This is a genomic window from Nesterenkonia sp. YGD6, assembly GCF_022565895.1.
In the GTDB taxonomy this organism is placed as follows: domain Bacteria; phylum Actinomycetota; class Actinomycetes; order Actinomycetales; family Micrococcaceae; genus Nesterenkonia.
Window position 1 is genome coordinate 12239 of record NZ_JAJOYY010000006.1, and the last position, 14220, is coordinate 26458.

The window sequence follows — 14220 nt, forward strand, 5'->3', positions numbered from 1 at the left end:
CGTCTCAATCGTTGGACCAGTTGACCGTTTGGGCTAGCCCTTTCCATTTAGGGAAGTGCCAGCACGGCATGCCGTGGTGCCAGGCGCCGCAGTCTCCTGGTGTGGACTCGCAGGTGTCGGACTCACGGTGGATGACGACCTCCGGGTTACTTTAGGGCCCGCCGCTGCGGGTCATTAGCTGCTCGCCTCGGCACCAGGGGTGCTCGGTCTAGAGCCGCTGGCCCTCGGTCATGTGTCGGGCGGTGGCGGTCTTCATCCGGCGCAGGTTGGTCGCGGTGGTTTTGCGAGAGCCTCGGCGTGCTGGTCGTGGTCGAGCCGTAGTGCTGCCGCGGGGATGCAGCGCAGTATTTCGGTGGGGGTGTCGGCTTGCCGGATCTGCTGGACGTGCATGGCGTGGCCGTCGAGGACACCGGCAATGCGCTGTTGCCGATCCCGCTGCGGTGCGTTGTTGTTCGGTGGGGTCGTCGAGGATGTCGATGTGGACCGGGGTGGGGGCGGTCCGGAACGACCCCAGGTTCGGGTCGGCCCGCGCGGCGTGTACGCCTTCAGCTCATGTGAATTGTCGCCGGCGCCGCGCGGCCTGGAAGTCGACAACCTCGGCCGCCACCGCCGGTGCGGGTGTTTCATCGTCGAGCCTTGCCCACCGCCTGACCCATATGGGGCTTGTTCCAACCGCTTCTGCCGCCGCGTGGGCGGGCTGCGCCCCGTAGACACGGCGCAATGCTTGCGAAAATAACATTGGTCGCTCATCCGGGATATCAACCGGCTCGTTCTTGCGCCATCCCGCTGAGGAAGACTGGATAGAGAGACTCTTGTATCGGTTGTTGGAGATAACTCCGAGGTCTTTCGCGCGGCGAATAGTTGCGCTCGCGGTAATCCCGTAGTCCGCTTTAATCGCCAAGTAGCCATGCAGAGGAAGGGCCTCCGTAACACGTTGGTGAACCACGGCGGCTGGCAGCAGGAAGGCGCCTGCAAAACGGAAGGCTCTTTGCTCCTCCGGGCTTCTGCTGCTGGTGATCAAGCCTTGGAGGTTACGGTCGGCAACGTGGTGGTACGCCTCGTGTAGCAACGTCAGGCGCTTCACTCCGCCAGGTGCATTGTTAGTCAAGGCGACGAGGGGGCGCTCCATCCAGGGGGAGGGCCGAGTAATTCCAGAGTGCTCGGAACCCTCGCGCTCCGAATCCAACTGATCGACGACCCCAAAGCCGAGTCGCTCGAGCGCGCGGGTGGCGTTCGGCACCGGCGACTCATCGTCGAGGCCCGCGGCAGCCCGCATTGCCACTGCGACTTGCTCGGGATCGTCTTCGTAGTCTTCCGGATCTGGAAGTTCTGCTGATCTGTACCCAGATTCTTGAGATGCAAGACGGAACAACCGCGATGCCTCGTTATAGAGCTCCCCGATTCTTTCGTCCTCCCGGCCTAGGGCACGCGAAGTTTTGCGGAACGTAGCTGGGCCGCTCTCAAGCGGTGTCGATCTAACCAAGAAGAATGTGAGTGGGAGGCTGAACAGGCTACTGGCGGTATGGGCCAGGTTGGCGGGGGCGGGGCGCAACCCGCGTTCCACCTGAGACAGAAAGGACTGGCCGACGTCGAGTTGCTGGGCCAGGTCTTTCTGTGTCAGCGAGAAGATCCTCCGCAGGCTGGTGAAGCGTTGTCCGTTGAGGGACTGCTCATGTGGCATTTTCCTCCTTGCGGAAGTCGAAGTTGAAGAAATCTTCATGGTCCTCAGATCCCTCAAAGCGGCTGTACCGGTGGAGTCCACCGTCTTGTTGGATGTCGATGATGATGTCGCACTTCACTGCTTCGCCATAGTGCCCAGGCTCCAGGGTGTGTACTACGCGCAGCTTGAAGTCGGTCTGATTCTCGGAGGTTGCGTAATCCCAGCAAAGCAGCAAGTTTAGTGGCTCAAACTGAGGCAATGAGCCGGCGGGGATCTCTAGCCCTTCCATCGGCGGGGTTCCCGTCCCGTCCCAATACTTGCGGCGAGAAGGGCTAAGCCCCGCAGTCGGGACGCCGCCAGGGTAGGTCCGTCGCCGCTCCTTCATGATTCGCATCTCAGCGTTGAGTTCGGGATGGATAAGGCTGGTTTGACCGTTCCGGCGGGGGTTGCCGCCAAGTGTCCAACCCATCGGGAGTGTGGTCTTCTCAAGCTCTTCGCGCCAGTAGGCGCGGGTTATGTGCGGGCGCAAGTGCGGGTACTTGTCGTGAGGAAGACTTGAAATGTCGCGACTTGCACTTGCCATAGCTCTTGCCATCGTGTCTTGGAGGTCCGGGCCAAGTGCCCCCGCGTGACTGATGACGGTTTCTTTGATGCTCATAAATCAAGCCTTCCGAGTCGATTGCTAATAATATTAGCACGAATGCAAGACTCTTCGGTGGCTCGAGAGCACCTTACTTTGGTGTTGGCGCCGCGGGGAACGCCCAGTCGAGCATGCGGGCGAGCCAGTCCCATTCGTATAGGGCCAGCAGGGCATCCCGTGGTGCCAGGCACCACAGTCGTCGGGGTTGGTTGGCAGGTCCCGGACTTGCAACGGATCACCACCCCGGGCTCCAATCGGTGCCAATGGTGCGGAGCCGTAGCTGCTAGCCGGTGCACCAGGCGCACCTGGTCTTGAGCCTCGGGCCCTGGGTGACCTCGGTCATGTGGCGGGCGGTGGAGGTCTTCATCTGGTCGAGCCTTGCTGCGGTGGTGGCGAGGACCTCGGCGTGCGGGTCGGGGTCGATCCGGGGTGCTGCGGACCGGATGTAGCGCAGTATTTCGGTAAGGGTGTCGGGATGCCGGGTGAGCTGGAACGTGCATGGTGTGGTCGCTGAGGGTGGCGGCGATGCTGCTGCCGATGCTGCGGGTGTTGCACTTCTGGTTGTCGAGGATGTCGATGTGGACCGGGGGGGGGCGGTAGCGACCCCAGGTTCGGGTCGGCCCACTCGGCGAGGACCTCGGCGTCGGCCCGTGCCCGCTGCTCGACGGTGAGGTCTGTCTGTTTCCAGGCGCGGGGGATTCCTTTGGGGCGGAGCTCGGTCAGCGGGTCGTGTGCTTCGAGCAGCCAGTTGGCGGTGCTGGTAATCAGGGCGGCGGTGCTCAGGCTGTGCGCTCCTGCAGGGCTTGGACGACGACGTGGGCGCCTGTTGTGCGGCCGTCTGCAGATTGCTTCCAAGTGGAGCTTCCGACGCTGTTGGAGTCGTCGATGATGACCCATGAGCTGGTGAGCGCCTCATTGGTCGCTCGCTCGAGCTTGTCCTTATCGGGTTTCGTGGTGTGGAAGGCGGGGTCTGCGTCGCGCTCGATCCTCTAGTGGCCTTCGGGCGCGCCAGGTAGCAGGTGGTGTCGACCGCATTGGATCCGCAGAGTGGCTTGTCAGCCGGCGTTCTCTGCGGCTGCGATGGCTGAGTCTCGGACGTCTTGCCGCCAGGTCTTGACGATGTTTCCGGATGATCCGATCAGGGGCTGATGTAGGGAAAAGGAGCATCAGCAGGGCATCGGAGTTCTGGCTCACGAACTGGTGAGTCCGCTTCATGCCATGATGAACCATGAACACCTGCCCACAGTGCGCCGCCCCCATACCCACGAGCATTGATCAGTCGCCGTCATACATCGAGTACTGTCTGCACTGCGATGGACCGCTGCCCCCTCATGTGCGCACCGGGTCATCGCCTCAGCGGCGGCCCGGGCGACCGACTCATACCGGCTAGCAACGTGAGCTACCTCTGCGACTACCTGATCAGCAGCTCGTGTCAACGTTCCGGCCACTTGGAGTCATAGAGGTGGTGGCGCGCGCGAACTACAGAAGGCCCTCGAGAACGTCTTCGGCGTGTGATGGGATGGCTACGTCGCCAAGTTGACCGCCCACGTCAACGCCGCTTGCGGTCTGTGGTGCCAGGTAGTCTGGGCGGATGAGTGTTGATGCCCTCGATAGAGAGACTGTAGCCGTTCTTTCGCGTGCATCCCAGGAGTGGAAGAGTTCACTCATCGACGTTGGCGGGACCAATCGACTCCTGCATTTCAAGAAAACCGCAGCCGTCATCGATCTGGAGACGGCCGAAGAATCGGCGTACGAGAGACTGCTAACCGGGCAGACCGTGAGGCTCAGTAGCCTGTTCCCGGGACCCGAGCGCCTGAGCAAAGCACAGCGAGCATGCGCAGCACTCCACCGTCGGCAACGGGAAGCGACCGAGGAGTACGGGGTATCCGTCACTCACCTCGCTGTGGGGTTCGCATCGTGGTCGGTGGACGAGAACGAAGGATTGAGCGACGCAGAAGAAGAAGAGACGGGTGGGCGGCCCACCGGTCGTCCGAACGCCCCGGTGCTTCTGCGTCCGGTGCATGTCGAGCGGCGACGCGGCACTCAGGACTCCTGGCAACTGACTTTGGTCGATGATTTCCAGGTCAACAGCGTACTGCTCCATGTCCTGAACCACGCGGGAACCGACATTGATGAGGAACATCTGCTTCATGTACTCGACGACGGGGTCGAAGCATGTTTCGACCGGCTGAAGGACGCGTGCACCAGTGTCACCAGCTTCTCGATTACTGGAGGGCCCGTGCTCGGCGCCTTCTCCTATCAGAAGCAGCCGATGGTTCGGGACGTCGAGAACCTCGGTGCATTAGCCGCATCCGATCTTGTTTCGGCGCTTGCCGGGGACCAAGCCGCTGCCCGACGTGTGCGCGCGACTGCCCAAGACTCAACCGTCGATGAGACAGACCCCGATTACATGCCCGTGGACTCGGAATACTCGGTGCTCGACGCTGACGCCAGCCAGTCCTATGTCGTCAACGCTGCGCTATCGGGGCGGAACCTCGTCGTCCAGGGCCCTCCGGGAACAGGCAAGAGCCAGACCATCGCCAACATCATCTCTGCGTTCACCGCCTCGGGTAAGCATGTGCTGTTTGTCGCCCAGAAACGTGCGGCCATCACCGCGGTCCTTGACCGGCTCGAACAGGTAGACCTCTCCCACTTGTTGCTGGATTTGTTCGCGGCCGACGGCTCTCGACGCTTCGTCGCTGAGCAGCTGCGCACCACCCTCGAACGCCAGGCACGTGCCGCCGAACCAGAAGTCGCGAATCTGCACCACACGCTAACGGCGGCGCGTGACCGACTCGTACAACATAAGGACGCCCTGTTCCGACCCGATCACGGGTGGGGTGTAAGCGTCCGGGACTTGCGCGTCGCGTCCGTGAGTATCCCCGCTGTCGCCCAGACGGAGCTTCGCATACCGGCATCGACTTTCCGCTCATGGGAGCCGGCGACCCTCGACACTCTGGCATCTGCCGTCGATGAGCTGCACCGTATAGGCGCACTCACCCCCAAGTGGCACCGGACTGTGGGATGGCTTCCAGTGGCGCTCCCTTCGTTGGCTGAAGCACAAAGGCTGCGCGAACGTGTACTGCTGCTACAGGATCGACTGAGCGTCTTGTCACAAGAACTTCCTAAGTTGGCGTGGACCGCGGGCTACGGGGCACCCGAGACGCTGGACCAGGGAACTCGGCTCGTCCAGCTTCACACCGACGTCTCGGATCTGGCGCTGAAAGCGCCAGGGCTCATCGAGGCGCCAGACATTGATCAGATGCTTGCCGCGATCAGCCGGGATCACCGGATGGGGGTCTCGTGGGCTGCGCGACGTGAGGGAAAGCGGCGGGCGCGAGAGTTCCTGACCAACGTGCCTCGAAAAGAGCGAATCGGCACCCTGGTCCAAGCCCAGCAGCTCCGCGCAGCGTGGAAGGTTACGACCGCCCCAATATCCGCTGACGTGACAACCGCAAGTGAGGCCCTGGCAGAGGTGCATGCGCTGGTCAAGGAGCTCGCAGGAGTGACGCAGGGGCTGGATCTGGATCAAGCGAGCTTGGATGAGTTGCCTCGTCGGCTCGCGCAGCTCACGAGCACGGATCAGGCTGCTGTCATCGTCCGAGCCAACGACCTGACTCAGGAGTTGAATGAGGCGGGGCTGTCGCGAGTGCTGTCCCTGCTCGTCGATCAAAGGGCTCCTGGCGCCAAGCCCAGCGAAGTTCTCCGATGGGTCACGATTCGGTCCATTCTCGAAGACGCGGAACTGCGGTCCCCGGAGCTTGCAGGACTACGAGGCGCGGACCTGAACGAGGCGGCGAATGCATTTCGTGCGGCCGACGTCGCCCACCTTGAGGCGAACGCCGCCCGAGTGCGTCGCCGAGCCGCAGAGCACTTCAAACGCGCCATTGACGAACACGTTGACGAGTACGCACAACTAAAGACCGAGGTCACCAGGAAAAGGAACTTCCGACCCGTGCGCCGCCTCTTCGAGGAAGCTCCCAACGTGCTTCTCCCGGCCAAGCCTGTGTGGGCTATGAGCCCCCTGCAGGTCTCCCGGCTGCTGCCAGCGGCCCCCTGCTTTGATGTTGTGATCTTCGACGAAGCCAGTCAGGTCAAGCCAGCGGACGCGATCCCGGCGTTGCTCCGGGGCGCACAGGTTATCGTCGCGGGCGACAGTCGTCAGCTGCCGCCGACCGAGTTCTTCTCGAAAGTACTAGAGGACGACATCAACGAGGATGAGTACGAGGGCGAATCTGCTCTGCTCGACGAGACGCCGGAGGCCGCTGCAGAGCGCATCCGCGCGCGAGCTGGGAGCTTCACTCGGGATGCGGAGAGCATCCTCTTCGCTCTGGACCGGTTGCTTGCCGGGCAGAGCCGAAGCCTGCAATGGCACTACAGGTCACGCGATGAGCGACTCATTGCCGTGTCCAACGAGCACGTTTACTCCCGTAGCCTGACGACGTTCCCTGCAGTTGACGCTCTCGACTCCGTTCGGCACGTTGAGGTGCCACCGAGCATCGGCGTCAACGGCACCTTCAACAGCCCCGAGGCCGAGGTAAACCGGGTGGTTGAGCTGGTCCGTGAGCATGTGACTGCATACCCGGGCGAGAGCATCGGCATCATCACTTTCGGCGTCAAGCACGAGGCAAGAATCGAGCGGGCGTTAGATCAGGCGATGCAAGCGGACCCCGCATTCGAACGGGCACTGAACACACAGGGCGAAGAATCCTGGTTCATCAAAGCCATTGAGCGAGTGCAGGGCGACGAGCGCGACGCCATCATCCTGACAGTCGGCTATGGCAAGAGCCTCGACGGCAAGCTCCGCTACTTCTGGGGACCGCTTCTCCGTGACGGCGGCGAGCGACGATTGAATGTCGCCATCAGTCGCGCAAAGAAGCGCATGACGCTGGTGACCAGTTTCAGTCGGGACGATGTGCCGGCCGACGGGCACTCCTCAGCGGGGTTCCGCCTGATGTACCACTTCCTGCGGTTCATGTCTTCTGGCGGCACCGAACTCACCGGCGGCCCGAGTGGAGTCCACGCGCTCAACGCCTTCGAACTTGATGTGAAACGACAGCTGGAGGACGCAGGGCTTGTCCTCGACAGCCAGGTAGGTGTTGGAGGCTACCGAATCGACTTCGCGGCCCGACATCCCGAGCGGCCCGGGCAACACGTGCTGGCCATCGAAGCAGATGGTGCTGCTTACCACTCCGGGCACACAGCGCGAGAGCGCGACCGACTCCGGCAGACAGAGCTCGAACGGCGAGGTTGGCGTTTCCATCGCATCTGGAGCACGGACTGGTTCAACGATGCCCCCGGAGAAGTACGGAAGGTGCTCGCCTCATTCAACGACGCGCTCTCAAAGGAGCCCCTCGCCAAACCTGCGGTCGATGAGCAACTGACCAAAGTGTGGAGCGAGGGAACACTCAACCACCAGCTCCCTCGCCCCAATGTCCCCCAGTACGCCAGCATCAACGAGTACTCAGTCAACGAGCTGGTGGCAATTACCCGCTACGTCCGCTCGGACAACGTGATTAGGTCCGCCGAAGAAGAGCAACGGCTGATCATGGTAGAACTCGGCTTCAGTCGACGCGGCGCACGAATCGCCGCCGCTCTCTCTCGCGCGCAGGAGATCTGCGACCGCCACCCGTAATAGCTGTCCACGAATCGGGCCCGGTAGCAAGAAACGGGACCAGTAGGGAACTTTTGTGTCAAGGACGGTCGACGATGTGACGGGTGCTGAGGCTCCCTCTTAGGGGGGAGTAGCAGCGGCGGACAATGCCTGGATCGGCCACGTTGAGCACTAACGGGTCAGCTTCAAGCACTCGCAACTGCACGACGTGTCCGCGATGTGCGAGTTGAGCGTGGGTGACAGCTGAATCACTCCTCATCCCTCGCGCGTCCCGCATCCCCCTACTCGGGACTGACGAGCTACTCGCGACCGTCCGGGTCCCAGGGGACGACCCTCATTTGGGCATCCGCTCAAAGGTCGGAACGGAACGGCCGGACAAGATGTCGAACCTCGGGGTGTAAATGCTCTCCTGCTTGGCAGCCACGATCGACGAGGTGTCGATGGCTCGTCGGGTCTCTGCGGCGCCGTTGAGCTCATGATATTTGCACTGGAAGCCTGCGGTGTGTCGCATGGATACCTTGCTTGAACACAGGTTGCCGTGAGCGGGCCTGATGGTGTGGCAGTGGTTCATCTCGGAGTTCAGGAGCTGCGCCCCGGCGTCATCAGGCCAGGCCATGTCGTACCCCCTAGGACCGGTGCGCGGCATGGAGTTCCCACAATGTCCGGAACGGCCGCCGAGGCTGGGGTTCTTCAGCGTGCCCCCGCCGTGGGTGTGGATCAGGTGGCACAGCGGGCACAGCACCCGCACCTTCAGCTGGGCATCATCTCCCCTTCCGTATCTCGCGGTAGACACGACCCAGGCGATTGGTTCCGACATAATGCACTCGCTTTCTTTGAATCACAGAATATACATTTCTAGGATATATAGCTCCAGAATTTTCGTCAATTAATAGAGTAAGAAACGCAGCTACGTCTCGGAAACAAGACTGCCTCAGGGGGGCTCTGCAGTGTGCTTGGAAATTCAGGACGCGGGAGAAAGTCGATACAGACCTCACAGCACGCACCCTGCGCTCACCGAGAATGACTCGGTCAAGATGGTAGTCGCCCTGCCACAGTTGTCCTTCGCACCATCAATGGAACCAAGGCCGGCACGCGGGAGAGTCGATTCCGATTCCGCTTCGCCAGATGATTCCTGCAGCTTGCCCGTAGACCTGCATGCTTCAGGACGCGGACAGCCCCTGCCGGGGAGCAGGAGGTGCGCGAGACCGAGGTGGGTTGCGACCGTTCGTCACCTGCAATCGCCACCGGTGCCAGCTCGATGTGAGGCCTTACCGGCGGTGAGAAGCCCTAGGATCAGGCCCTGAGAAGTATCGTAGCGCTGCCTGCAGAGTCGCTTTCACTTTCGGGTCGGTACGATCGGAGAGGGGAGACCGGTCTTCGTGGTACGCCGCTTCCATCATCTCTTCGTGGGTCGGGATCTTCATCTCAGCAATTCGACGCACCCGCGGCTCGGTCGGGAGCCCCTTAAACTCATTGCGCTCCAAGATGGTCCTAGATTCCACGATCTCGAGACGCATCCGATTGAAGCCTTCCCATGCCATGCTTGGTTCCCGATCTTCTGTCATACGGGAAGTATTTCGCAGACAGGGCCCCGGTGCCACGCTCGTCAGTTATACGAGCGCCTGGCGCTCACTGGGGTCGTCATAACCGTCGGACGAGCCCCAGGCGTGTCTCCTGGTAAACGAGAGACACGCTCATTGAGGTGAGAGTGCAACAGTTCTTACCCGGGCATCTGCGCACTAGCTTGTCGCTATGCCTAAACCCGATCGCCGTGACCTCAAGAAGTTGAACGCCCAAGTGATGCGCCTGAGTCCCGGTGACGCGCTATCCGTTACCTTTCGGGACCGCCGCCACGGCACATTCCGAGTGGATGGAAACCTCTGCGAGAGCAGGGGAGGCGCGGAACTCACTCTCTGTGGTTGGAGAGTGCGAAACGCAAAACGCAAGGTCCCGAAGAAAGTGCTCAAATTCGACTCCACCAAGTTTCCGGAGGGCGACAAGGTTGATGCCACCACAGTGGTCCACGGTGAATTCATCTCAGCCACCTTCGACCAGCATCCTTATGGAAGATTCAGAATAACGGGCTATGCCACCGAAGGCGATTTCGATAGTTTCGTTCTTATAGGGGGATGGATCGTTGCCCACAATGGGGTAGTGGCTCCACGAGTTCACCGAGTCCGACGTGTTGCTTCGCCAGCACCTCCTCGGCGGGCCAAGGAGCACTTCAAGGTGCCCCCTGAGTCGCCTAAGTCTCACGCAGCTTAGAGACTCAACGGATTCTCAGCGGGTTGCCAGAGCTGCCACTCGAATAATCCCGAGTCCTCTTCGGGTAAGCCTTGTGCTTACCTGCCTCCTCACGGGAGGGTTCTCTCATTAGTGCACGCGCGGTTGCATCGCCTCCCATGGCAACTCCGCTCCGGGACGCGTGCACGCTTGTGTGATGCGCTCCTGAGCTGAAGCGCATTTCGCCGAACGGCATAGAGAGGGAGCTGCCCAGGGCACGTTGACGACATTGGGCGGTTATCGCGTACGCGTCGTAAGAGGGTTGGACGCCAAGGCCGAATGAGCAGTTGTGTGCTCGTTCACTGGATGACTCGGGATTAACCCTGACCTCGACCGCCCAGGACCGAGGGGAACGCGGTGACGATCTGGTCGTAGGTGTGAGCCGGCGTCTCGACGTGGGGATACGGGTCATACTGCGCCAACCCCGCCTCAACGAAATCGTGCTGCGACAATTGCCCCCAGGGCTCGCCTCCCTGCATTGCGACGTATAAAAGATCTTCATTTCCGACTTTGTGGAACAGACTCACAACGCGCTCGAAGGAAACCGAGTACAAGCCCTTGTCTCGGGCGCGGTCAGACACGACCCAAATCCTGGCTGGGCCGTGTTCTGACGGGGGGTAGAACTCGAGAATGAAGGAATGGATGAACAGATTGACCAATCGCTCGACGGGTAGCCTCGCCTGACGCTTGGAGTCCAAATCGTAGTACTCGTAGTACGACCATCGATCGTAGGAGCGGGGCACTGGGCCGATGAGCGGATGCATCCCAAGTGCGATGTGCTCCCGCGGCAGAAGCGAGGATGTCTTCGCGGACTCGATTAGGCGTCGGATTGTGTACATGCCGATCATGAGGTCGCGTTCAACGAGGAACCCTGTGCGTTCCGTCCACCGCGCCGTTTGGGCCCGCCGTTCAAGGGCCGTCGCGACCTTCAGAAGTTCCTCTTTCCACGGCACGGAGTCAGAGATCATGTGACCAGTCTTCCAGTTCCAGCTCATGGTCTTTCCTGAGTGGTGGAGACCGAGGAGCCCATGTCAACCCTGCGCCGCGGGAGCTGCGCCGTCCCTAGGGCACGTTCGGAACGACTGGTAAGAGGGGTGATTGAATATCGCGGGAATCATTTCGGAAATCATTAGCGTGCCTCGTCGGCATGGCCAGCTCGGTCCAGGGCTAAGGGAGAGGTCGGCTAGCACTGCGACAGCATATGGCTCGGGGCCGATCATCGAGAGGACTGCTGTAGGTGACTAGACGAACCGCGGCGCCCGGTGGCGAGATAGGCAACTTGTTCGGTCCTTCTCGGTGTCAAGGCGAACATCATCAACCTATGCGGCGCGCGCCTCGGGAATCCACACGAGATCTTCATCCCGTTCCCCGGGTCGGCCTTGGCCGACCACGTCACCACGTCCATCATCACCTGCAACCACGCAGGTGGGAACGTCCATGTCTCGGCGGGGTCTAGATGCGTGATCTTCTCCACGAGACACGGCGTAGCCGGGGCGCGCGTGAAGCCGCTTCAGCGGCTGTGGAAAACAGGGCTCATCCGACGTAAGCGAAGCGAAGTCGGTGAGACCTGCCAGGGCACCCTGACGCGGCCCCACAGGGCCGTGGGAGGAGCAAGGAGCGCCAGCGACGCAGTAAGGGGCCTGAGGGAGCGTAAGCGACCGAGGGTGACGGAGGACGAAACGAGGGAGCGAAGCGAGCTCGGAGAGGACGAAGTCAGGAGTGTCGGCTGTGCCGACCACCAAGTGAGGAGAGGAGGAGCGCAGCGAGTCCGAAACGAAGCGCGGTGCCACTCCCCCTTATGCCCTTGCCTTACTTTCCGACCTTTAGGAGCTTTAGCGGATGAAGTCGGGGTTATCTACATGTGTATCAGGGGAAACGCAGGTAACTACCCCCTAGGGACCTGCACCTTTATGCCTGGGACCTGGGGTGTGGCAGGTACTTTGGGACCAGGTCCCCCAGGTCAGCGGCTCGGGGTCGGGACCCGGCACAGCTTCTCCGTGACACCCTGGTACCTGCCCTCGTCCCTGGTCCTCTCAGCGGCTTCTAGGGGGCTAGGTACCTGGGGTCTTCTCTGTTTCCCCTGGTCTTGTTTTCGGGGCGGTCCTTCTCATTGCTCATCGCCCTCTCTCTGTGCCCTAGGTAGTGACTATAACTCTGGTGAGAATGCTGGATGTCTCTAGTGGTCCGACCCTCCATGAACGCGTCACGGATCCTGTGACCATCGAGCATCAGAATCAGTCTCGATGTTGTTCTCCCATCGGTCCCTCCTCGTTTAGAGCCAGCTTCGATCCTGTGGATAACTTTCCCTGACCGTGGTTTCGTTCGTTGGCGCAGTGAGTTCGTATCGAGGTGCTCATTGGTAGAGCCCGAGACTGACAGAAGGAAGATTGTTCTCTTCACCCGTAGGTCCACCTCGGAGGGACCATGGAGCCGAGACTGAACTGCCCGGGGGAACCTGGATGAAGTTGGTGTGGCAGGGCAGTTGGGCGACGTGAGACTGCGAAACGAGATGAGGCGAGACGGCCTCGACCGCGTCTGCCTGTCTGTACCAACCGTCACCCGCAAGACTGGGCTCCCTTAGATGGGAAACGGCTCTTCGGAAAGAACTGAGTTGCTGACATAGCCGCCGCGGTCCTCGGAGAGCCGTGCAAACTTCGTCGTGGCAGCACAGGATTTCGTAGCGATCGTGACGAACGATGGTTCATAGACTGTCCGAATTTGGTGACTAGCCCGTCAAAATTTGGTGATAATTCTGTCAGCATCGATGCAGAATCTTGCGTAGATCTCGTATCTGGACCGTATCGAGCCTGGTTCTGCGCCGTCGCGAGACTGCCAGATTTTGGTGCGTGCACGGTCAACATCTGGTCGTAATGTCGGCACCGCGTTCTGGAGTCAGCTGCAAGCGACCGGAGTGTGGTCCTCAGAGCCCCTCTGGAATACGTAAATGAGCGCGTCTGGACGAGCCCGCGGCGATGGGCTCGATGAAACTGACTTGCGTCAGCACGGTGCAGAAGAAAAAGAACCCCGCCAGGAGCGAAATGCTCCCAACGGGGTTTTTGAATCGGAGAAGTGGTGCCAGGACCTGAGACACCGTTGAATGCGGGCGGCGTTATAAAGGCCAGCGGGCCACCACAGACTTCGACGGCATATGCCGGCACTGCGGGATCAGATGTCGAGACGGAGTGGTTCGCGTCGGCCTCCGCGCTGGGCTGCTGCCCCGGCGATGACCACCACAATGATGCCCACCGTTTGGATGGCACTCGGCAGCTGGGCCAACACGATCAAGCCCAGCAACAGCGCCACTGCGGGTTCCAACGCCATCAAGGACCCGAACGCCGTGGCAGTCATCTTCCTCACGGCCGCGAGCACGAGAATGCACTGGATCACCGGAGCCAACAGCGCCAGACCGAGAGCGAGGCCCATGACCTGAACGTCTATATGGGGGAGTGCCTGAGGGAAGCCGATGGTGCCGGTCACGAGGGCGGCGATAGGCAGGGCAAATGACAGCACACCAGACCCGGTGAATCGATCACCCACCCGCTGGAGGACCACCAGGTATGAGCCCCACCCGATGGCTGCCAGCAAGGCGAACCCCACTCCGGCGAGGTTGATATCGCCGCGCCACGGTTCGGTGAGCATGACGACTCCGCCCAGGGCCAGGACCGGCCACCGGAGCGCTCGAAGGCTGCCGCTGCGGGCCGCGGCGACGCTCAAGGGCCCGAGGAACTCGATAGCAACAGCCGTCCCAAGCGGTATCCGCTCAATAGCAGCTAGGAAGGACACGGTCGTGACTCCCATCGCGGCTCCGAGTGTGAGCAGGATGGGGATATCGCCAGGTCGTACGGATCGCAGCGGCGGGGGAACGAGCAGGAGCAGCAACACGGCCCCCATGCTCAGCCGCAACCAGGCCGCGCCTGCCGGTCCCACAATGTCGATCAGTCCCACCGACAACGCGGAACTCAGCTGTATCGCGAATATCGCAACCACGGCTGAAGCCCACGGCGGCCCCGGAATGCGGGTGAG

The 14220-nt window shown here is 61.4% G+C and carries 6 protein-coding genes; 1 reads left to right on the forward strand and 5 read right to left on the reverse strand.

Features of this window, described 5'->3' with window-relative positions; translation table 11 throughout:
• Nucleotides 1-550: 550 nt before the first annotated feature.
• A complete protein-coding gene (locus LTI14_RS10630; protein WP_241476486.1) occupies nucleotides 551-1681 on the reverse strand; it encodes a helix-turn-helix domain-containing protein in 1131 nt (376 codons plus the stop codon).
• On the reverse strand, nucleotides 1671-2318 hold the full coding sequence (locus tag LTI14_RS10635; protein WP_241476487.1) for a hypothetical protein: 648 nt from the start codon (nucleotides 2316-2318) through the stop codon (nucleotides 1671-1673). Before LTI14_RS10635 ends, LTI14_RS10630 begins: the two co-directional genes overlap by 11 nt.
• Before the next feature lie 1573 nt (nucleotides 2319-3891).
• On the opposite strand from LTI14_RS10635, the gene LTI14_RS10640 reads away from it, so the two are divergent.
• Nucleotides 3892-7935, forward strand: coding sequence for an AAA domain-containing protein (locus tag LTI14_RS10640; protein WP_241476488.1), 4044 nt, complete (start codon nucleotides 3892-3894; stop codon nucleotides 7933-7935).
• 313 nt (nucleotides 7936-8248) lie between these two features.
• Here the strand turns inward: LTI14_RS10640 and LTI14_RS10645 are convergent, their stop codons facing one another.
• The 3 genes from LTI14_RS10645 to LTI14_RS10655 all read right to left on the reverse strand — a co-directional run bounded on the left by LTI14_RS10645 (nucleotide 8249) and on the right by LTI14_RS10655 (nucleotide 14184).
• Nucleotides 8249-8707, reverse strand: coding sequence for a hypothetical protein (locus LTI14_RS10645; protein ID WP_241476489.1), 459 nt, complete (start codon nucleotides 8705-8707; stop codon nucleotides 8249-8251).
• Nucleotides 8708-10514: 1807 nt separating this feature from the next.
• On the reverse strand, nucleotides 10515-11165 hold the full coding sequence (locus LTI14_RS10650; protein WP_241476490.1) for a hypothetical protein: 651 nt from the start codon (nucleotides 11163-11165) through the stop codon (nucleotides 10515-10517).
• 2197 nt (nucleotides 11166-13362) lie between these two features.
• Nucleotides 13363-14184 (reverse strand): EamA family transporter, encoded by an 822-nt coding sequence (locus LTI14_RS10655; RefSeq protein WP_241476491.1) that lies wholly within the window; start codon nucleotides 14182-14184, stop codon nucleotides 13363-13365.
• Between the last annotated feature and the right edge of the window lie 36 nt (nucleotides 14185-14220).